The 20859-nt window shown below is 68.6% G+C and carries 12 protein-coding genes; 7 read left to right on the forward strand and 5 right to left on the reverse strand.

What is annotated here, in order from left to right; all coding sequences use genetic code 11:
• Positions 1-171 precede the first annotated feature (171 nt).
• From DKM19_RS18600 to DKM19_RS18615, 4 genes are all read left to right on the forward strand, one after another.
• Complete coding sequence (locus tag DKM19_RS18600) at positions 172-1392, forward strand: Tm-1-like ATP-binding domain-containing protein (RefSeq protein WP_110696858.1); 1221 nt, start codon at positions 172-174, stop codon at positions 1390-1392.
• A gap of 91 nt (positions 1393-1483) precedes the next feature.
• Entirely contained in the window at positions 1484-2305 is an 822-nt protein-coding gene (locus DKM19_RS18605) for a phosphoenolpyruvate hydrolase family protein (protein WP_110696860.1), read from the forward strand.
• 54 nt (positions 2306-2359) lie between these two features.
• Complete coding sequence (locus DKM19_RS18610) at positions 2360-2767, forward strand: cupin domain-containing protein (protein WP_204358856.1); 408 nt, start codon at positions 2360-2362, stop codon at positions 2765-2767.
• Between the two features lie 145 nt (positions 2768-2912).
• Positions 2913-4427 (forward strand): carotenoid oxygenase family protein, encoded by a 1515-nt coding sequence (locus tag DKM19_RS18615; RefSeq protein ID WP_110696862.1) that lies wholly within the window; start codon positions 2913-2915, stop codon positions 4425-4427.
• A gap of 308 nt (positions 4428-4735) precedes the next feature.
• On the opposite strand, the gene DKM19_RS18620 is transcribed toward DKM19_RS18615, so the two are convergent.
• Complete coding sequence (locus tag DKM19_RS18620) at positions 4736-5620, reverse strand: MBL fold metallo-hydrolase (protein WP_110696864.1); 885 nt, start codon at positions 5618-5620, stop codon at positions 4736-4738.
• A 388-nt stretch (positions 5621-6008) separates the two neighbouring features.
• A complete protein-coding gene (locus DKM19_RS18625) occupies positions 6009-7208 on the reverse strand; it encodes an MFS transporter (protein ID WP_110696866.1) in 1200 nt (399 codons plus the stop codon).
• 164 nt (positions 7209-7372) lie between these two features.
• On the opposite strand from DKM19_RS18625, the gene DKM19_RS18630 reads away from it, so the two are divergent.
• Both DKM19_RS18630 and DKM19_RS18635 read left to right on the forward strand, forming a co-directional pair.
• On the forward strand, positions 7373-7825 hold the full coding sequence (locus tag DKM19_RS18630) for a MarR family winged helix-turn-helix transcriptional regulator (protein ID WP_110696868.1): 453 nt from the start codon (positions 7373-7375) through the stop codon (positions 7823-7825).
• A 591-nt stretch (positions 7826-8416) separates the two neighbouring features.
• Positions 8417-11296, forward strand: a complete 2880-nt coding sequence (locus DKM19_RS18635) for a M20/M25/M40 family metallo-hydrolase (protein WP_162641586.1) — start codon at positions 8417-8419, stop codon at positions 11294-11296.
• Between the two features lie 186 nt (positions 11297-11482).
• On the opposite strand, the gene DKM19_RS18640 is transcribed toward DKM19_RS18635, so the two are convergent.
• Together DKM19_RS18640 and DKM19_RS18645 are read right to left on the reverse strand one after the other, a co-directional pair.
• Entirely contained in the window at positions 11483-13609 is a 2127-nt protein-coding gene (locus tag DKM19_RS18640) for a prolyl oligopeptidase family serine peptidase (protein WP_110696871.1), read from the reverse strand.
• Positions 13610-14215: 606 nt separating this feature from the next.
• On the reverse strand, positions 14216-15199 hold the full coding sequence (locus DKM19_RS18645) for a helix-turn-helix domain-containing protein (RefSeq protein WP_110696874.1): 984 nt from the start codon (positions 15197-15199) through the stop codon (positions 14216-14218).
• A gap of 173 nt (positions 15200-15372) precedes the next feature.
• Here DKM19_RS18645 and DKM19_RS18650 point away from each other — a divergent pair, with 173 nt between their 5' ends.
• On the forward strand, positions 15373-18828 hold the full coding sequence (locus tag DKM19_RS18650) for a S8 family serine peptidase (RefSeq protein WP_110696876.1): 3456 nt from the start codon (positions 15373-15375) through the stop codon (positions 18826-18828).
• A gap of 155 nt (positions 18829-18983) precedes the next feature.
• On the opposite strand, the gene DKM19_RS18655 is transcribed toward DKM19_RS18650, so the two are convergent.
• Entirely contained in the window at positions 18984-20492 is a 1509-nt protein-coding gene (locus DKM19_RS18655; RefSeq protein WP_110696879.1) for a sulfatase, read from the reverse strand.
• Between the last annotated feature and the right edge of the window lie 367 nt (positions 20493-20859).

Below are 20859 nucleotides of genomic sequence, written 5' to 3' on the forward strand. Positions count from 1 at the left end.
TTCTAGGAGCATTGGGGCCTCATCTGGATTGCGCGGCGACGAATCGTGGATTGCGCGGGAACGAATCGCGAGTTCAGCTTTTCGCCTGTGTCCGGTACACCGGGTTCCCGAAGCCGATCAACGCGGTTAACGTGACGAGACAGGACTTCGAGCAGAGGGGCGTGGCGTGAGATGCCGACGATCTGCCTGATAGGGACGCTGGACACGAAGGGACAGGAGTACGCCTGGCTCCGTGAGCGCCTGCGCGACCTCGGCTGCGAGGTCGTTCTGGTCGACGCGGGGGTGGGTGAGCCGCGGGTGGCGGCCGACATCGACAACGGCCGGGTCGCCAGGGCCGGGGGAGCCGACATCGAGGCGCTGCGCGCGGCCGGCGACCGGGGCGCGGCCGTCACGGCGATGGGGGAGGGCGCCGCGGCGATCCTGGCCGAGCTGTACGCCGAGGGCCGCCTTGACGCCGTACTCGCGGTGGGCGGCAGCGGCGGGTCCTCGATCGCGGGCCGAGCCGTCAGGGACCTGCCGATCGGGCTGCCCAAGGTCATCGTGTCGACCATGGCCTCCGGCGACGTCTCCCCCTACGTGGGTGCCAAGGACGTGACGCTGATGTACAGCGTCGTCGACATCGCGGGCATCAACCGGGTCTCCGGGCGCATCCTCGGCAACGCCGCGGCCGCAGTGGCGGGCATGGCGCACGTCGCGGTCCCGGTCGACGTCGACGACCGTCCGCTCGTCGCCGCGTCGATGTTCGGCGTGACCACGCCCGGGGTCGACGCCGCCAGGGAACGTCTGGAGGAGCTCGGATACGAGGTCCTCGTCTTCCACGCCACCGGATCCGGCGGACAGGCGCTGGAGGCGCTGGTCGGCAGCGGGCTGATCGCGGGGGTGCTCGACCTCACCACCACCGAGCTGGCCGACGACCTGGTCGGCGGCGTGCTGTCGGCGGGTCCCGGGCGGCTGACCGCGGCGGGCGCGAGCGGCGTGCCCCAGGTGGTCGCCCCCGGAGCGCTGGACATGGTCAACTTCGGTCCCAGGGACACGGTGCCCGAGCGTTTCGAGGGACGGCTGTTCCACATCCACAATCCGACCGTGACACTGATGCGCACCACGGAGGAGGAGATGGCCGAACTCGGTCACCGGGTGGCGGGGAAGCTGCGCGGCGCGATCGGTCCGACCACGCTCTTCCTCCCGCGCGGAGGAGTCTCCGCCCTGGACTCCCCGGGGCTCGCGTTCCACGACCCGAAGGCCGACCAGGCTTGCTTCGAGGCCGTGTGCGAGGGCCTGCGAGGCTCCGCCGTCCGGATAGAGGAGCTCGACCTGCACGTCAACGACCTCGACTTCGGCCGTGCGATGGCCGACCGGCTGCACCTGATGATCTCCTCCGGAGGCGCGGGATGAATCGTCCGGGCATGCCCGCCCAGCATGGCCGGGCGAACCGTGCATACGGCCCTATCCAGCCACGCCGGACGATTACCTCAGGAGGCGCCCGATGAATCGCGACGACGTTCTTGCCAGGCTCCGCCGTACCGTCGCCGAGGGCAGGCCGGTCATCGGGGCGGGCGCCGGCACCGGGCTGTCCGCCAAGTGCGCCGAGGCCGGCGGCGTGGATCTGATCATCATCTACAACTCGGGCCGCTACCGGATGGCGGGCCGCGGCTCGCTCGCCGGGATGCTGCCGTACGGCGACGCCAACCAGATCGTCGTCGAGATGGCGGGGGAGGTGCTTCCCGTCGTCCGCGACACCCCGGTCCTCGCCGGGGTGTGCGGCACCGACCCGTTCCGGCTGATGCCCAGGTTCCTCGACCAGCTGGCCGATATGGGCTTCGCCGGCGTGCAGAACTTCCCGACCGTCGGCCTGTACGACGGGGTCTTCCGCCAGAACCTGGAGGAGACCGGCATGGGCTACGACCTGGAGGTCGAGATGGTACGGCTCGCGCACGAGCGCGACCTGGTCACCGCGCCCTACGTCTTCGACCCCGGTCAGGCGCGGGCCATGGCGGAGGCGGGCGCCGACGTCCTGGTCCCGCACGTCGGGCTGACCACCGCGGGCAGCATCGGCGCTGGTACCGCCCTGACCCTGGACGAGGCCGTCGAACGGGTCCAGGCGATGCGCGACGCCGCGGTGGCCGTCCGGCCCGACATCCTCGTCCTCTGCCACGGCGGCCCGATCGCCGAGCCGCCGGACGCGAGTTACGTCCTGGAGCACACCGAGGGGGTCGTGGGATTCTTCGGGGCGTCGTCGGTCGAGCGGCTGCCGACGGAGCGCGCGATCACCGAGCAGGTCAGGGCCTTCAAGTCGCTGAAGTTCTAGATCACCGATCCTCCGCCCCCGGAGATCCGAACCGTGAAGCTCTGAGGAGATGTCGTGCATGTGAGCCCGGACGCCGTACCCACGATGGCCCTCGACTGGGGGTTCATCAAATGGTTCGTCACCCCGTCCACCGTCGAGGGAGCGGGCAGCACCTTCGGCGAGGTCATCGTCAACCCGGGCCGAGGGCACGCCCGGCACAACCACCCGGACGCGGAGGAGATCCTCTACGTGATCTCCGGTGAGGCCGTGCAGACGGTCGCCGACGGCGAGCCGTTCACGATCAGGGAAGGCGACACCGTGCACATCCCCGCGGGCGCCTACCACTCGACCTTCAACGCGACCTGGCGCCCGCTGCGCCTGATCGTCACCTACACCCCCGGCGGTGAGGAGAAGGCGCTGGAGGGCGCACCCGACCTGCGCGTGCACGAGGCCGGCACCGTGGCGGAGTGGCGCCAGGCCTGATCGCCCTTGTTGGCGGGCACGCGGGGGATCAGAATGGGGGAGACGATCGCCGGGTTCCTCGTCGGGGCCGAACGACCGGGTCCGGCTCAACCATCCGAGGGGACCGGACGACCGGGTTCGGCGCGGCCATCTGAGGAGAAGAACATTGGACGTCGAAGTCGTCGGACGCGTGCTGTCGACCCTGCCGCAGGACGACGACCACCCCTACCGCACCGGGCCGTGGCGGCCGCAGACCACCGAGTGGCGCGCCGAGGACCTGGAGGTGGTCGAGGGAGAGATACCGGCCGACCTCGACGGGGTCTACCTGCGCAACACCGAGAACCCGGTGCACCCCGCGCTCGAGCGCTACCACCCCTTCGACGGCGACGGCATGGTCCACGTCGTCGGCTTCCGGGACGGCAAGGCCTTCTACCGCAACCGTTTCATCCGCACCGACGGGCTGCTCGCCGAGCGGGAGGCGGGGAAACCGCTCTGGGCCGGGATCGCCGAGCGACCTGCCTCCTCGCCGCGCCAGGACGGCTGGGGCGCCCGGGGCCGGATGAAGGACGCCTCCAGCACCGACGTCGTGGTTCACGCGGGCGTCGCGCTCACCAGCTTCTACCAGTGCGGCGACCTCTACCGGCTGGATCCGCTGACCCTGGACACGCTGGGCAAGGCGGAGTGGGGCGGGGCCTTCCCCTACGACTGCGGGGTCTCGGCGCACACGAAGACCGACCCGCGCACCGGCGAGCTTCTCTTCTTCAACTACGGCACCGACGAGCCCTACATGCACTACGGGGTCGTCGGCGCCGACGACCGGCTCAGCCACTACGTGGAGGTCCCGCTCCCGGGGCCGCGGCTGCCGCACGACATGGCCTTCACCGAGAACTACGCCATCCTCAACGACTGCCCCATGTTCTGGGATCCGGAGCTGATGACAAAGGGCCTGTACGCGGCGCGGTTCCACCCCGAGCTGCCGACCAGGCTGGCCGTCGTCCCCCGTCGCGGCGGCCGGCCGATCCAGTGGTTCGAGGCCGATGCCACCTACGTCCTGCACTGGGTCAACGCCTACGAGGAGGGCGACGAGATCGTCCTGGACGGGTTCTTCCAGGATTGCCCCGAGCCCAAGGACACCGGTGAGGGCGGCCTGTACCGGCGGATGTTCCGCTTCCTGGCGCTCGACCGCATGCAGACCCGGCTGCACCGCTGGCGGCTGAACCTGGTGACGGGGCGGTGCACGGAGGAGCGGCTGACCGACTCGATCACCGAGTTCGGCGTGCTCAACAACGCCTACGGCGGCCGCCGCCACCGCTACACCTACGCCGCGACCGGGCTGGAGGGGTGGTTCCTGTTCGACGGGCTGGTCCGCCACGACCTGCTCACCGGGACCGAGGAGCGTTTCGGGCTGCCCGCGGGCGTGTACGGCAGCGAGCCCGCGATGGCGCCGCGAGTGGGATCCTCCGCCGAGGACGACGGTTACCTCGTCACGCTGACCACCGACATGAACGACGATCGTTCCGAGTGCCTGATCTTCGACGCGGCCAGGGTGGCCGACGGTCCGCTGGCGAGGCTCAGGCTTCCCGAGCGCATCTCCAGCGGCACCCACGCCACCTGGGCGGCGGGCGAGTCGATTCCCGGCTGGCGCGACGCCGAGTCACCCGCCCACGCTCTACGGCTTTGACATCCTTCTCTGCCTGAAGGGCAGGGGATTCCAACGGCGACCACCCCACAAGGAGTCCTGAGCGGGCGAGGGCTGCAGCCGGTAGCGCGACACACCGGGCAACCTATCGAGCCCCACCGACAAAAACCGGGAGACCACCAGGTTCGATCGTTCCACGCTTTTTCCTGAAGGACGGGTCCTCCACACTGTAAGTACTCGGTGACGCGGTGCCTGGCCGGGTGCGAGGAGGCACCCGGCGTTGTGCACGGCGTTCGGAGCCGCCCCGAGCCGGTACGCGGCTCGCCACCACGTCCAGCACCTCGTCTCGGTCATGCGCGATAGGGCTGCCAGGCGAGCCCATCGGCGCGGGGGTCGACCCGGCCGAAGATGACGTCGGCGAAGTGGACACCGAACCCGATGGTGCGGGGCTCCGCCATTTCGGCGATGAGGCGGCGCCGGGAGTCCTCCGACTGCTTCGGATCGTAGTCGGGCGCGGCGGACCATTCGGGGTGGTCGATCTGGATCGGTGAGTGCATGGCGTCACCGAACGCGATCAGCCGCAGGTCGCCCGAGCCGATGACGTAGGCGGTGTGACCGGGTGTGTGCCCGGGGGTGGGCATGACGTGCACGCCCGGGAAGATCTCCTCCCCCTCTCCGACCGTACGGACACGGGGTCCGAGGACGTCGAGGGCGTTCGGGGAGATGTGAGCCTTGATGAGGTGGCGTCCGGACCATTCCGGCTCGGCCACCAGGTAGTCGGCATCGGGGAAGGCGAGCCGGTCGGTGCCGGGTACGGGCTGCCAGGCCCAGCCGATGTGATCGGTGTGAAGGTGGGTGATGGCGACGGCCTCGACGTCCTCGGGCCGGCGGCCGAGCGCGGTCAGGTTGTCCAGAAGGTCGCCGCCGTGGATGGCGCCCAGCGGACGGCCCGCCTCGGCGGGAAGCGAGCAGGGCCCGAACCCGGCGTCTATCAGCAGGGACCGGCCGTCGTGCTCCACCAGGAGCCCGCCGATGCTCGCGACCATGTTTCCGGTGGCGTCGAGATACTCCGGATGGGCGGCCCAGACCTCGTCGGTGGTGTCCGGCAGCCACCGCGGCGTGAGCTGGGCGGCGCCGTCCGGCACGTACGTCACCGTCGTGTCGCCCATCTGGATCGACCGGACCGGCGAGGTGCGCCGCAGCCGCTCATCAAGACCCGATATCGACTTCGCCATTCTCCGTATCCGTTCTCTTCGTGCCCGGGACGGAACCAGGCCGCTCCGACCCTCTTCGTGCCCGGGACGGAACCAGGTCGCCCCGTCCCTCTTCATGTCCGGGACGGAAGCGGGCCGTCTCCGGCCATCGCGGGCTCGCTCACCGCGAGATCGGCACCCATCGCGGGCGGGACGCCCGCCGGTGCTTCGGCCGGAAAGGCGACGAAGGCGGCCGGCGACCGTGCCCCGGTGGCGGACGCCGGTTCGACGATCCGGCAACCGGGCCCGGGAGTCGCTCGATACGGCCTTGCATGCCCCGTATCGAAACCCTCACACCGATATGAAGGTCAAATGAATGAGGCGTGAGTCATCCGGCGTACCGGGAGGCGGCAGAACGCACCCGGGGACGTCAGGCCGTGCTCCCGGCGGGCTCGCGGGCGGGGGCCTGCTGGGTGGGACGGGTGGCGAGCCTGATCGCGACCACGAACACCGCCAGACCGGCGAGCGTCAGGGCGGCGCCGGCCCAGATCGTCGAGGCGTATCCGAGGCCGGCGGCGATGGTCAGGCCGCCGAGCCAGGCGCCCAGGGCGTTGCCGATGTTGAAGGCGGCGATGTTCGCGCCGGAGGCCAGGGTCTCGGCCCGCCCGGCGTAGTGCATGATCCGCATTTGCAGCCCCGGTACGGTGGCGAACCCGAAGCCTCCCATCAGCACCAGGGAGATGATGGTCATGACCTGGCTGTGCGCGGTGAGGGCGAACACGACCAGTACGGCGGTGAGCGCGAGCAGCACGATGATCAGGGTGCCGGACAGGGACCTGTCGGCGGTCTTGCCGCCGATGAGGTTTCCGGCGAACTGGCCGGCGCCGAAGAGGATCAGCAGCCACGGCACGGTGCTGGTGGCGAACCCGCTGACCTCGGTCAGGGTGTAGGCGATGTAGGTGAAGGCGCCGAACATGCCGCCGAAACCGAGGACCGTGACGGCCAGGGAGAACCAGACCTGCGGATGGGCGAAGGCCGCCACCTCGCCGCGCAGTCCCGCACCCGCCGTCCGGCCGCCGGTGGAGACGCGCTTCGGGATCAGGGTCACCATGCCGATCAGGGCGACGACACCGATGACGGTGATCGCCCAGAACGTGGATCGCCAGCCCAGCTGCTGGCCGAGGAGGGTGCCGAACGGCACTCCCAGGACGTTGGCGGTGGTCAGACCGGCGAACATCATCGCGATGGCGCCCGCACGTTTGGCCGGGGCGACCATGTCGGCGGCGACCACGGATCCGATGCCGAAGAACGCGCCGTGGGAGAGCGCGGCGACGATGCGGCCGGTCATCATGACCGCGTAGCCGGGGGCCAGCGCGGACAGCAGGTTGCCGATGATGAACAGCACCATCAGCCCGATCAGCACGTGCTTGCGGTTGAATCGCGTCACGGCGGCGGTGAGGCCGATGGCGCCGACCGCGACGCTGAGCGCGTAGCCGGAGATGAGCCATCCCGCGACCGACTCGGTGACGCCGAAGTCGGCGGCCACCTCGGGCAGCAGACCCATGATCACGAACTCGGTGAGTCCGATGCCGAAGCCCCCGATGGCGAGGGCGAGCAGTCCGAGCGGCATGCCTTTCTGTCCTTCCGATTTTTGCGACCGAAGTTATACGGCGTCTGCAACTAGCAGCGCCCGCAGGAAAGATACTTGCACGCGCGTTTTATTTCAAACGCCGCTAAACTGTGTACAGGTGATGACAGGCGGGGGTCGGGGACCGCGGGCGAAGGAGAGGGATCATGGGTATCGCGGACGACGCGGTACAGATCCGCGCGCAGGGCTGGCGAACGCTGGCCGCGCTGCACGGACTGATCGACACCGCACTGGAGAGGGCGCTGCAGGCCGGGCACGACCTCTCGGTGGTCGAATACACGGTTCTGGAGGCGTTGTCGCGCCAGGACGGCTGGCACATGCGCATGCAGCAGCTGGCCCGGGCCGCGGCACTGTCCGGCAGCGCCACCACGCGGCTGGTCAACCGGCTCGAAGACCGGGGGCTGCTGACCCGGGTCCTCTGCCAGGACGATCGGCGCGGCATCTACACCGAGCTCACCGACAAGGGCTGGGAGCTGCTGACCAGGGCCCGTCCGACCTACGACGACGTCCTCGCCGGAGCCCTGGCCGAGGCGGAGCGGACCCCGGAGCTCGCCCCCCTGGTCGACGCCCTGCACCGCCTGCCCGCGGTCACGGGGTAAGCGGCCGTCCGGGGTGCGAGGACCCCGTGAAGCGGCACCCGCGCCGTACCCGTGACGCCCGCGCGCACCACACCTGAAATGTCTCGTCCAGGTCGAGGAGACGGCAACCCACCCTGATCGGGTCGTCAGGCCGGACGTGCGTGGCGAGGGTGCGGCGCGGTCCCGTCACCGCCCGCGCAAAGCAGGACGGCGCCCGGAGATCCCGTGCGGGTGCCCGGTCGCCGGCAGCGTGGAGAGATGGTGAACCGGTTCCCGGGGAACGTCGAGCGTGGCTCGACAGGTGATCGCGCGGGGTTTTCTGGCTGAAGAAGACCCGTGGTGAGACCTCTTCCACCGAAAGCTCCACGTCTGTTCCACCGGCATCGCGATCCATCCCGGTCTCTGTCGCAGTACCACTCTGGCGACATCAAATCCCAACTGTCCGGATTGATCCTGCTGAGATCACCTCATTGACAAGCCGGGAAGCGCCTGAAAGGGTCTCGCGTACAACGAAGATCATCCGATGTTTTTTGGGTCTGACCATTCAGGGAGATCACGGTGAGGCGGAAGAAGCCTCTTGCACTGACACTCGGCATCTCATTGCTCCTGTCCATGGGTGCAGCGGCTAACGCGTCCGCGACCGGCTTCGGCGAGAAGCGCTTCCAGCCGGGCGTCACCTACGATCTGTCGGTGACCGACGCCGAGCGCGGCGCGATCCACGCGGAAGTCGAGGCGTTGGCTGGACGCGTCAACAGCGCGCGGGCGGGGGACGGCACCTACGACCCGCTCAGTCTGATCGGGGCGATGCTGGACGGGTCGAGCTACGACTCCATCTCCCGAGGCGGCACGGCCGCGACGGCGTACCCCTTCCCGGTCAGCAACACCGAAGCCAACCAGAACGAGTACGACCGCAAGGTCGCCAAGCTCGCCTGGGTGGTCAAGCTGGCCACCGACCTGGGTTTCCCGGTGGTCGTCCAACGCCAGCCCGACAAGTACGTCTACGCGGAGATCGGTGACCCGGACGCCCCGGAGATGGTCATGGCGTTGAGCCACCTCGACTCGCCGACGGCTTCCGTTTCGCCGGCCCAGCTGGCGCGCTGGCGGGACGCCGACGGCAACCTCGGCACTCCTGGTGCGTACCACTCGCCCTATGTCCAGGACGGCTGGGTCTACGGGGCGGGCATGCAGGACGACAGCGGCCCGACGCTGGCGACGCTGCTCGCGGCCAAGGCGCTGCTCGAGGCGGGGCTGCCCCTCGACCGACGCATCCGCATCGTCATGGGAATCTACGAAGACGGCGGTCCCGGCACGCCCTCGACGACGAACACCGCCACCTTCCAGCCCATCCCGTACAACTCGAACCCGAGCTTCTACGACAACTGGGCCTACAAGAACCTCAACCGGGAGGAGGTCCCGATCGCGGCCTACACCTCCGACTCGCGGTTCCCGGTCATCGTCGGCAACTCCGGATCGGTGACCCCCTCGGTGTCGATGAGCTTGTCCGCAGACAGCACCAAGGCCTTCCGGCTGACGGACGCCACAGCCGGCGTCACCCTGCGTAAAGGCGACCCGACGCTCAAGGACATCGCCTACGGCAGCACCACGCAGATCGCCTCCCGGGCAACCTTCACCCTCGACGTGGCGGGGACCCGCTCCACCGAGCGCCACCGACTCGTAGCGGCGATCACCGCCGCCGCGACCGCGAAGGGTTGGCTCCCGGCTGCTCACCGCACCACCCCCAAGGTGCAGACCACGATCACCGGCGACTCGCTCACGCTGGAGATCAACACCGATGTGGCGATGGAGATGCCGACCCCGCAGTATGGCAAGAACGCCGTCGTGTGGGGGATGTTCCTTCTCTCCAAGGGACTCGGCGCACTGAGAATCACGGCCGCCGACATGCAATTGAAGAAGGCCGCCGACGGCATCGCCGACCTGTTCTTCCGCGACGGTGTCGAAGGCGAAGCCTATATCGGCAAGTACATGGGCATCCCGGCGAGCCTGTTGCGCAACCCGAGCAACGGCACCCCGAACCTGACCTTCGCCCTCATGGGAGGCATCAATTCGGAGACCCCGACGAGCCTTTACACGGACGCCTCCGGCAGCCTCAGCATGCCGATGTACGTGCGCAGCATGCACGTCACCGCGGCCGACTCCAGCCAGGCGACGACGGCGGTCACGGCCGCCTTCCAGGCGAAGGGGTTCACCATCGACAACCTCGGCTCGCCCGTCGGCGCCGGGTTGTACGTCACTCACGACAACCCGCTGACGGCTCTTCAGTTCGGGAGCTACCAAGCCTCGGTCAACCGCAACCCGAAGGAGTTCGCGGATCCGTATTCCCTCAGGAACGTGGTCTATCCGCAGGGCACGACCGGCGGCACCCTGGCCAGCAGCTTCCGCAACAAGATGACCGCCTTCGGCGCGGTGATCCCGGGTAACGAGCGCTGGTGGCACACGGCCAACGAGCGGATGAAGGTCGACTCTGCGGTGCAGATGACCAAGATCATGGCCGATGGCATGCTGGAGATGGCCCGGTACTCCGGGCCCGCCGGTGCCAAGTTCATGTGGGCGGGCATCCCGGGGCTGAACTCCGACCGGGCGGACCTCGACCTGCTCGACGTCACGATCGGAACCTACAAGGACGCGTCGGCCGCTGTCGGCAGGAGTCGGTTGGGCACCCAGGCCCTGCTCGGCGCCACCTCGTTCAACATCCCGATGTGGAACGGGCGCGGCAACTCGGCTCCGACGGCCTCGGCTTTCGCACTGGGGCACGCCCCGGGAGGGGTCTACCTGCCCCTGACCGACACCGAGTACCTGAACACCACGTACGTGTCGCCGATGCGCTTGGAGTTCAAGGTGGAGCGCCCCGGCTACATGTCGGACGCGGCTTGGGCGAAGTTCGTGGCCGGCGGCTACGGCGACTTCCGGTTCAACATCCTCGTCGGCGACACGGTTGTGCCGCTGGCCGTTCCTGCGGGGCAGAGTGCGGACAAGTACTTCTCCTCGCGCATCTCGGCCAACAACCCCGACGCCATCTACCTGTCGGTCAACCTCGCGATCACCGATGCCCCGTACACCGGGGTGCAGGCCACCCTCGCGGATTCCAAGACGGACCTGTACACGGTCAATCCGACGTACTTGGCCTCAAACCCAGATCCGTTCCCCGGGCGCGGAGCCATCGAACAGCGGGGCTTCTTCCTGTTCGGTGATGGGCACAAGAACGCGGAGTTCTCTTCGCCCGACGCGGTCTACGTGACAGTCGACAACGCGGTCATCGATGCCAAGCCGTCGGCGGTGGTGAAGAAGTCGAAGGGCAACAAGAACGAGTTGACCATCACGGTGAAGCAGACCCACATCGACGGTGGCAAGTCTCCTGTGACGGCCACGTTCACCATCGACAACAACGCTGCCGGCACTTACACCGTCGGCGATTACAAGGTGTACGTCGCAACCAAGGGCAACACCCAGGTGCGGTCGATCTTCATCGTGTGACGCGTGTGAACCGGAGGTTCGGCGCGCGCACGAGAGGGCATGCGCGATGGCAGGATGCCTCGGCTCGGGGTTTGCGGCCGCCGGGGTGCGAGGCACACTGACAACGGAGTGGAGCCATTGAGGTGATCTCAGCAGGGTCGATCCGGACCCGCTGAGATCACCTCAATTTTTACGGTCAGGCCGTTCTCAGTGTGGTTCTACGACGGTCTCGTGAAGGCGCGTGGTCATCTTTCTCGGTGAAAGACCGGCGTATTTTCCGGCAAAGGCCAAGATATCCGCGGTCAGGTCGCGTTCTTTGCTCGCGGGGGAGGCGGCGTGGGCGGTGTCGGGTTCTCGACGCATGAGGATCGGTCGGTCACCGCTGGTGGCGTGCTGGAGGGCCGCACACATTTTGGTGACGTGCGCCTCTCCGGTCTGCAGATCGGTTACCGCGCCGGTGAGGAGGAACGCAGGATAAGGGACTCCGGGTGTGATGTTGTGGTAGGGGGAGTATGCGAGTAGCCATTGGAGCTGTTCGGGCTGGGAGGCGGTACCGAATTCGTCCGTCCAGGTGCATCCCAGGCCGAAGCGTTCGTAGCGCACCATGTCGCATAGCGGGCCTTCGGCGATAACCGCGGCGTACAGGTCCGGTCGCTGCGTGGCGGCGGCTGTGACCAGGAGTCCGCCGGCGGATTGGCCGAAGCTCACCAGTTGGTCGCGGGTGGTCAGACCGGTGTTGATGAGCCAGGTCGCGGCGTCGTTGAAGTCGCTGATCGCGCGGTGCTTGTGTGGTCCACGGCCGGCGTCGTGCCAGTGTTGGCCTTCTTCGCCGCCTCCTCGCACACAGGCGACCGCGTAGGTGCCGCCGGCGCTGACCCATGCGGCTGCCGTGGGGAAGAACCAGGGTCGCATCGGCATGCCGAAGCTGCCGTAGCCGTAAAGGAGGGTGGGGCGGGGACCCGGATGCTCTTCGGCCGGGGTGAACAGGAACAGCGTGATCTCGGTGCCGTCGCCGGCGAGATAGCGAACGCTGCGGCTGCGAATCTCTGGAGTATGCCCGGCTGTCGTGGCGCCGGTTTCCTGTTCCGCCTGCCCCGTGGTGGCGTCGTAACGATAGATGGTGGGGGGCGTGGTCGTGTCGCAGTAGCTGAACCATGCGTGATGTCCGTGCGGGGTGTTTGTGCGCAGGGATGACACGACCCCCGTGCCGGGAAGAGGCAGATCGGTGAGCGGCCGGCCACTGGCCAGGTCGTGCGGTGTCAGGGTGGAGATGCCGTGGCGGGCGCGTGCCACCAGCAGGAGGGGCCGCGGAAGTGCCGGGTCGTCCAGGACCACACACTCGTCCAAGGGAGCCTGGGGATCCTCGGCCACCAGCTCGCGCCATGCGGCCGGATCGGTATCGTGCCGGTCCGCCACGCAGATGCGGCCGCACGGGGCCTGGTAGTCGGTGACCAGCAGCAGATTGCCGTCCGCGAGGAAGCGTGGGAGAACACGGGCCCGTATGGTGTGTCCGTCCACGATCTTGATGAAATGCGGGGCTTCCGGATCGATGAGCTCGGCCACGTACACATCGTTGTGTGAGGCGGGCCCGACCATCGCAGTGATCGCCAGATAACGGCCGTCGACGCTGACCGTGAGGCCGTAGTAGTGGTCCGGGGCATCGTCGCCGCCGAGCACCACCGCGTCGGTCCGCCAGGGCGAGCCGATCCGATGCAGCCTCACTCGCCGCTGCAGACGCATGTCGCCGGGGGCCAGCTCCTCATCGGGAACACGGCTGACGTAGTAGAACGCGTCCCCTCCCGGCAGCCAGGCGAGCGAGGTGTTACGGGCGCGTGGCAACGGCCCGTCCACCACTTCGCCGGTACGGACGTCCAGCACCATGATGTCGCTGCCGGGCTGCTCGGCGACCTCCATCTGGACGGCCACACGTTCGCCTTCGCGCGATGGCCACCAGGCGTACAACCCGGTACGGCCGGACGGATCGATCTCCACCGGATCGACCAGCACCCGCCTGTCTCCCTCTGCGTCGACGACGAGCAGGCGCCGTTGCTCATCCCCGCGAAGCTGCTCGGCAAGGAACATGACCGAACCACGCACCGTCGGAGGCTCCGACACGCCGAAGGATGACACCTGATCCATCAGAGAAGCCCACGATTGCTTCTCACACCATCCGGCGCGATACGCGCGGAAGAGACGATCCTGGGCGGCGGCCCAGTCCTGCACGCGCGCGTCGTTGCCGTCTTCCAGCCAACGGTAGGGGTCGGAAACCGGGAATTCGAACAAGTCCTCCATTACATCGCTGCGCTGAGCGGCAGGGTAAAAAAATCGCGCCATAAATGCCCCCGATGCATTGCCCCACCTGACACAGGTCGAGGCACTGCGGCCTATTCGCACCGCAGTACCTCGGCTAAATCAGCTATGACTCGCCGCGAAGAATGTCCGCCTGCCAGCCGCGTACGGCTCCAACTCGGGCAGCTGGAGTGAGCTCACGATACGGTAGGTATCCGTTCATATCTGCCTCCAGGATCTGTCGATTCGCCCGAAATGGGCGATTACGACAACAAATGTCCCCGCGCCCGCGATCGATAAACACGGGCGTCGCTCTCGGCGGCGAGCGCCAACCCTCCCGGATCCTCGGCACATGCGGATCGGAAAGCCGACCGAGCATATCGGCCATCATCCTGCCAAATTTTTGTGCAAGAGAATAAGGCATCCCAGAATTCCATATGAAGATTGATCCCGCGTAAAAACCATTCGGATCCTTTCGAGATGGACTTCAGGGCCGACGGAGCTCTCACATGGTGAGGCCGAGAGCGATCAACGGGTTGCCGAAGTCGTCGCGGGCCCGCAGGTTCCCCCGGCGATGTCGGCGATGTCGGCGATGTCGGTCAGCCGCAGCGCGCCGATCGCGTAACCGCGCATGATCGCCGGGATCGCAGGTCAGATCCAGCCGCGCCGGGTGGCCTCCATGGCGATCTGGAACCGGGTCTGCGCCCCGACCCGGTCCATCAGCTTGGTGACGTGTCTCTGCACGGTCCGCTCGCTCCACCCCAGGGCGCGGCTGGCCGCCTTGTCGGTCGCTCCCGAGGCCAGCAGCGTCAGCAGCCTCGACTCCTCCTCCGACAGTTCCTCCGTGCCGGAGTCGTCCACGCCGGGTGCGGTCAGCCGGACCGGGACGCTGCGCGCCCACACCGCCTCGAAGAGGGCGACCAGCGCGTCCAGAAGCGGTGAGGGATGGATCAGGTACGACGCCGTGACCGCGTCGTCGCCGAGCCGGAGCAGGGGGATGATGGCCATCCGGTCATCGGAGATCGCCAGCTTCATCGGCAGCTGGGCGGCGATCCTGGCCTGCTCCCCATGCTGCATTCCGGCCGTGACGTCGTCCAGCCAGCCGGGGAGCTCGATGGCGCTCTTGTCGTAGATGACCCGGTACTTCACACCCCGCTTCAGCAGGGCGAGCTCGACGTGGTTCGGCTCCGTGTGCGCCTCCGGGGCGGCGTAGGGCGGGCAGTCGAACCCGCGGACCTGAGCCCGGGTGTTCTGCTGCATCTGCAGCCAGTGGTGGTTGACCTCGTCACGTCCCGAGACCACCTCGATCAGCTCACCCGGATGAGCGAACCGGGTGCCCGCGCGATACATCTTCATCAACGTCCGGACATGCGAGCGGACATCGTGCAGCGCGGCTTCGCGCTCGCGCAGGATGGCCTCCAGCCCGCTGTCCGGCGAGACGGCGACGTAGCGGATGGGACGCCCCGTCGAGCGGGTGGCCAGGCCGAGCTCGACGAGTGACCGCAACGTCCGTCTGGCGGTCGCCGCCGGAAGATGACAGTCTCGGACGAGCTCGGACATCGTCGCCTGCGTTCTGCGGACGAGAGCGTCATACACCGCCTCGTCCTGCTGGCTCAGTCCGATCACTTCAAGCACGCCTGCCTCCTTACGGCCACGGCGATCGTCCGGCAGCGGGAACGGTGGCCGAACCGGGCTGTCGCATTCCTGTCACCTGGCAGGAACTCGCCGTCCACTTAGCTTGTCAGTCGACAACGGCGGATGCCAGCGTTCATGCGCACTACGCGCGCATATGAACGAAGGAGCCCCCTATGTCGCTGTCCGCCCATAGATCTCGCGGGCAACGCCTGTTACTTGCCACGCTGTTCGTTCTCGGATCGCTCACCGCGATCCTGCCCGCGAATCCGGCCATGGCGAAGGCACCCCCGGAGGAACCCGCCCAGCGAGGGAAGATCGCCTCTGAGCTGATCAATCGGATGAAGACCGCCAGGGCGGGTGCCGACGACCGCGTCGAGGCGGTCGTCGTCCTGGACGCTCGCCCGGACCTGGCGTCGGCGACGTCCTCGCCGAGCGTGGCGCGGACCACCCTGGCCGAGACGGCCCGGTACGCGCAGACGCCTGTCGTCCAGTTGGTCGAGTCCCGCGGGGACCAGGTGGTCAATACCTTCTGGCTCAAGAACATGGTGCTCGTCCGAGTCAAGCCCGCCACCATGGACGCGCTGGCGGCACTCCCCATGGTCGACCGGGTCATTCCCAACTTCGAGCTCAAGGCCCCGCCCACGCCTCCCGCGTCGCCCGCCGCCTCGCTGCGGGCCGCGAAAGCCGGCGCGTCGACCTGGGGCGTCGAGAAGATCGGCGCCGACCGGGTGCAGAAGGAGCGCGGGCTCACCGGCGACGGCGTGCGCGTGGCGATCCTCGACACCGGTATCGACATCAGCCACCCCGACCTCACCGGGAAGCTCGTCACCGACGACGCGTCGGATCCGTCCCACCCCGGCGGCTGGATCGAGTTCTCGGCGGAGGGGAAGCCGGTCTTCTCCTCGCCGCACGACAGCGCCTTCCACGGCACGCACGTGGCGGGCACGGTCGCCGGTGGTAACGCGTCGGGCACGCAGATCGGCGTGGCGCCCGGCGCCAAGCTGATGGCCGGCCTGGTCATCCCAGGCGGCAGTGGATCCATCGCCCAGATCATCGCCGGCATGCAGTGGGCGGTGGCGCCGTACGCGGCCGACGGCAGCCCTGCGGGCAAGCCCGCCAACGTCGTCAGCATGTCGCTGGGCGGCGAGGGTTACACCGACGAGCTGATCGAGCCTGTCCGCAACCTCCGCCTGGCCGGCGTCTTTCCCGCCTTCGCCATCGGCAACGACTGCCTTCCCGGAGAGTCGAGCAGCCCCGGCAACGTGTACGAGGCCGTGGCCGTCGGCGCCACGAACCCCGATGACAGCGTGCCGGACTTCTCCTGCGGCGGTGTCGTCACCAGGAAGGACTGGTTCGACGCGCCCGCCGAGTGGCCCGACTCCTACGTCGTCCCGGACGTCTCGGCGCCGGGTACGGAGATCCTCTCGTCCATGCCCGGCGGCGAGTACGGGACGTTGGACGGCACCTCGATGGCGACCCCGCACGTCTCCGGCACGGTCGCGCTGATGCTGCAGGCCCGTCCCGATCTCAGCGTCGACGAGGCCCTGACCATCCTCGAAGGCACGTCGTTCTTCGACAAGCGCTACGGCGAGCGTCCCAACACCCGCTACGGCGCCGGCCGGATCGACGCGTACGCCGCCGTCGCCGAGGCGGCGCTGAAGAGCGGCATCCGGGGCACCGTCACCGACGACAAGACCCGTAAGCCGCTCGCCGGCGCGACCGTTACCCTGACGTCCACCGGCCGTACCTTCCAGACCGACGAGCAGGGCCGGTTCGAGATACGGATCGGCGCCGGCACGTACGACCTCAAGCTGTCCCGGTTCGGCTACCGGAGTGAGTCGGCCCGCGTCCGCGTCACGGCCGACCGCTTCTCCGACGTACGGCTCACGTCGGAGCGGACCCGCTGGGGCAGGCTCTCCGGAAAGGTGACGTACGGCCCGACCGGCTCGACGGTGCCGGGCGCGACGGTCACGGTGCTGGGCGTGCCCGACCGCCTCACGGCCACGACCGACATCAACGGCAGGTACGCGATCGACGACGTGCCCGAGGGCGCCTACCAGGTGGTCGCGTCGGCCGTCGGCGTGTCGACCTCGGACCCTCAGCAGGTCTCCGTACACGGGAAGAAGACGAACGGGAAGGCCGATTTCGCCCTCCCGCGGCCGTCGCCGACCAAGCGCGTCTCGCTGGCCGCCGACGGAGCGCAGGGCGACGACGACGCCTGGTGGCCGAGGCTCAGCGCGGACGGCAGCCTCGTGGCGTGGGCCAGCCCGGCGTCCAACCTCGTCCCGGACGACACCAACAACGACGTCGACGTCTTCGTGACCGACAGGCGCACCGGGGCGATCGAGCGGGTGTCGGTGGCCTCCGACGGCACCCAGGCCGATGCCTTCTCGCTGCTCCCGGACATCAGCGCCGACGGCCGCTATGTCGGATTCAGCAGCGGGGCCACCAACCTGGTGCCCGGGGACACCAACGAGCAGACCGACACGTTCGTCCGTGATCGGCAGACAGGGAAGACCGAGCGCATCTCGTTGGCCTCCGACGGCACCCAGGGGAACGGCCTGTCCACGCAGCCGCTGTTCAGCGTCGACAGCCGCTTCGCCGTCTTCCAGAGCGACGCCACCAACCTGGTGCCCGGGGACACCAACGGCAGGAGCGACGTCTTCGTCCGCGACCGGAGCACCGGGAAGACCGAGCGCGTCTCGGTCGCGTCGGGCGCCGTCCAGGCGGACGGGAGCTCGCGCGACCCTGCCATCAGCGCCGACGGCCGCTTCGTCGCGTTCGACAGCGATGGCACCAACCTTGTCCCGGGTGACACCAACGGGCATGTCGACGTCTTCGTCCGGGACCGTCAGACCGGGACCACGGAGATGGTTCCCGCGCCGGAGGGGACGGAGGGCGGCACGCCGTCGATCAGCGCCGACGGGCGGATGGTGGTGTACCTGACGAGCGGCGGGCCGATGGGCTTCCAGGTCTTCAGCTACGACCGGCAGACCCGTACGACCGCGCTGGTCTCCGCGGGGCTCGACGGAGGCATCGGCGACAACGCGTCCTACGGCCCGTCGATCGGCGCCGACGGGCGGACGGCGGTGTTCTACAGCTACGCGGGCAACCTCGCCGCCGGCGACACCAACGGGCAGCTGGACGTGTTCGTGCGCGATATGAAGGCCGGCACCACGGTGCGGGTCTCCACGGGCACGAAGGGCGCGGAGGGCAACGGCACGAGCGAATTGCCGACGATCAGCGACGACGGGCGGTACGTCGCCTTCCAGAGCACCTCCGGAAACCTCGTGGATGACGACACCAACCGGCGCTCCGACATCTTCGTTCACGACCGGACCCCCGGTCCCGAGCCTCGCTTCGTCCTGGCCGACCTCGCCATCAGCCCCTCGGACGCCCGCCCCGGCCGCCCGGTGCAGGTCACCGCGTGGGTCAAGAACGTAGGAGAGAAGGCCGGCTCGTACGACGCCGCCCTGCGGGTTAACGGCGGGGTCGAACGGCGGCAGACCGTCCAGATCCGCGCCGACAAGGCGGTACGGCTCTCGTTCGACGTGCGCCGGAGCGCCTCGGGCACGTACACCGTGGACCTGGGCCCGCTCACCGGGCGGTTCACGGTGAGCGGCCGCTGAGGGGCCACGGTGACATGCCACGGTTTCGGCGGGGTGGTTCGGTGAGTCCTCGGACGACCTTCGGGAAATCGCCGCCGACGCCGTGACCGAAGGCCGGTCGCCTGCCCGCCCCGCTGGGCGGGCAGGCGACCGGAGCGGCGCCGGTCAGGGGCCGGTCAGGGTTTCGGCCCGGGCACCGGTGTCCACTGCCGGCACACGTCGCCGGCACACGTCCGCAGGGTCGCGAGCCGGTCGGCCAGTGCCCGCCGCGTGGGAGCGTAGCGCGGGTCGTTGTGCACGCTCACGAGCTCGTACGGATCCTGCTGCAGGTCGTACAGCTCCCGTTCGCCGGTCGAGTGCTCGACGTACTTCCACCGTGGAGCCCGCAGACCGGCGTACCACCTGCCGCTCTGCTTGGGGCCGGTCTCGATCACGATGCCACGGGCCGTCGACGCGGTGTCGACGGCGATCGGCAGGAGAGAGCGGCCATCGACGGTCACTCCGGCGGTCGCGCCCGCGGCGTCGAGAATCGTCGGCGCGAGGTCGACGTTGGCCGCGATCGTGCTGACATGTTTGCCCGCGGGCAGGCCGGGCCCTCTGATGATCAGAGGCACCCGGATCGACTCCTCGTAGGGAACCGTCTTGCCGCTCTGAATCCGGTGCTCGCCCTGCATCCAGCCGTTGTCCGAGGTGAACACGATGAGCGTGCCGGCCAGCTCGCCGGACGCCCGTAGCGCTGCCACGATGTCGGCGACCGCGTCGTCCACGGCGAGGAGCGCCTCCAGACGACCCTTGAGCCGCACGTTCTCGATCCGGTCCTCGTTCGCGGGGGTGATCCGGGGTCTGTCGCGAATGGCCGCGGGCTTGTCGGAGACGTCCGCCTCGTCGTAGCTGGGAGGCTTGGGCAGCGTCACGCCTTCCAGGTCGCCACGGTGCCGGGGCGCGGGTCGGGGGTTGCGCTGGGACAGGTCCGATCCGGCGGCGGCCCCCTCGCCGTGAGGCGCCAGCGGTGCGAAGGACAGGAAGAACGGTTCGACGGCCGGCGCCTTCCGCTCGATGTAGGCGACGGCTTTGCGGGCGTAGACGTCGGTCTGGTACAGCGCGGGATCCTCCACGCCGGCCGCGCCGTAGGTGTGCAGGGTGCCGTTCTCGTTGAGCGTGTAGTTCCACATGCGGTAGGTGCTCGGGTCCACCGAGCCGTACCATTCGGCCCAGCCGGGCGGGATCTCCGTGGGACGCTGGCGGCCGTAGCCGTTGAGGAACTTGCCGATGTGGGCGGTGGCGTAACCTGCCCGGCGCAGCCAGACCGGCAGGGTCTCCGCGGCGGGAAGCTTCTCGTATCCGCCGTCCGGCAGCTTGTTGCCCAGCACGCCGTGGTTGTGCGCGTACTGCCCGGTGAGGAAGGTGGTACGCGACGGGCAGCACAGCGAGTAGGACACCACGCTGTTGTCGAAGGTGGTTCCCGGGGTGGCGAGCAGCGACCGCACGTTGGGCAGATACTGCAGGGCGGACGCGTTCATGTCGTCGACCATGATGACGACCACGTTGGGTTTGGCCGGGGCCGAAGCCGGAGCCGAAGCTGAAACCGGGGCCGCGGCGGGTGCGGCGCCGGTCACGGTCAGCGCGGCGACACCGGCCAGGGCGAGCAGGGTCGTGAGCGGGCGTCGGTGCGGGCGTGCGGGCATGCGGCTCCTTCGGGAGGGCGGAGGGCATCGGGCATCGTGAGCCTGCGAGAACGGGACCGTTCGATGTGGCTCGTGAGGAGGGCGGCGTCAGGCGCCGGAACGCCGGTGCGCTCAGCCGGTGGGACAGCGGGTGGCACCGGCGCGCATCAGATCAACGTGCAACCGTCTCGCCAGAACGATCTCGGTCGGCATACAAAAAGCTAAGCATCTCCGGCCGATGCTAACAATACCTATTTAACAGGTAGATTTACTCTGTTTTATGGTCTTCGGTAAGAAGGTGCGAGGGCGGCCTCGAAAAGGCTGCCGCCGGCGGGCGGTGCGCCGCAGGTCCGTGCGACCGTCCGTTCATGAGCCCGGGCGATGTCCC

It is taken from the genome of Streptosporangium sp. 'caverna', from assembly GCF_003203775.1.
GTDB lineage: Bacteria > Actinomycetota > Actinomycetes > Streptosporangiales > Streptosporangiaceae > Streptosporangium > Streptosporangium subroseum.

Excerpts from the sequence above, each read along its gene's own strand:
- DKM19_RS18600 (WP_110696858.1), top strand. The coding sequence starts at position 172 with ATGCCGACGATCTGCCTGATAGGGACGCTGGACACGAAGGGACAGGAG.
- DKM19_RS18605 (WP_110696860.1), top strand. The coding sequence starts at position 1,484 with ATGAATCGCGACGACGTTCTTGCCAGGCTCCGCCGTACCGTCGCCGAG.
- DKM19_RS18620 (WP_110696864.1), bottom strand. The coding sequence starts at position 5,620 with ATGGCGAAGTCGATATCGGGTCTTGATGAGCGGCTGCGGCGCACCTCG.
- DKM19_RS18625 (WP_110696866.1), bottom strand. The coding sequence starts at position 7,208 with ATGCCGCTCGGACTGCTCGCCCTCGCCATCGGGGGCTTCGGCATCGGA.
- DKM19_RS18630 (WP_110696868.1), top strand. The coding sequence starts at position 7,373 with ATGGGTATCGCGGACGACGCGGTACAGATCCGCGCGCAGGGCTGGCGA.
- DKM19_RS18635 (WP_162641586.1), top strand. The coding sequence starts at position 8,417 with ATGGGTGCAGCGGCTAACGCGTCCGCGACCGGCTTCGGCGAGAAGCGC.
- DKM19_RS18640 (WP_110696871.1), bottom strand. The coding sequence starts at position 13,609 with ATGGCGCGATTTTTTTACCCTGCCGCTCAGCGCAGCGATGTAATGGAG.
- DKM19_RS18650 (WP_110696876.1), top strand. The coding sequence starts at position 15,373 with ATGTCGCTGTCCGCCCATAGATCTCGCGGGCAACGCCTGTTACTTGCC.
- DKM19_RS18655 (WP_110696879.1), bottom strand. The coding sequence starts at position 20,492 with ATGCCCGCACGCCCGCACCGACGCCCGCTCACGACCCTGCTCGCCCTG.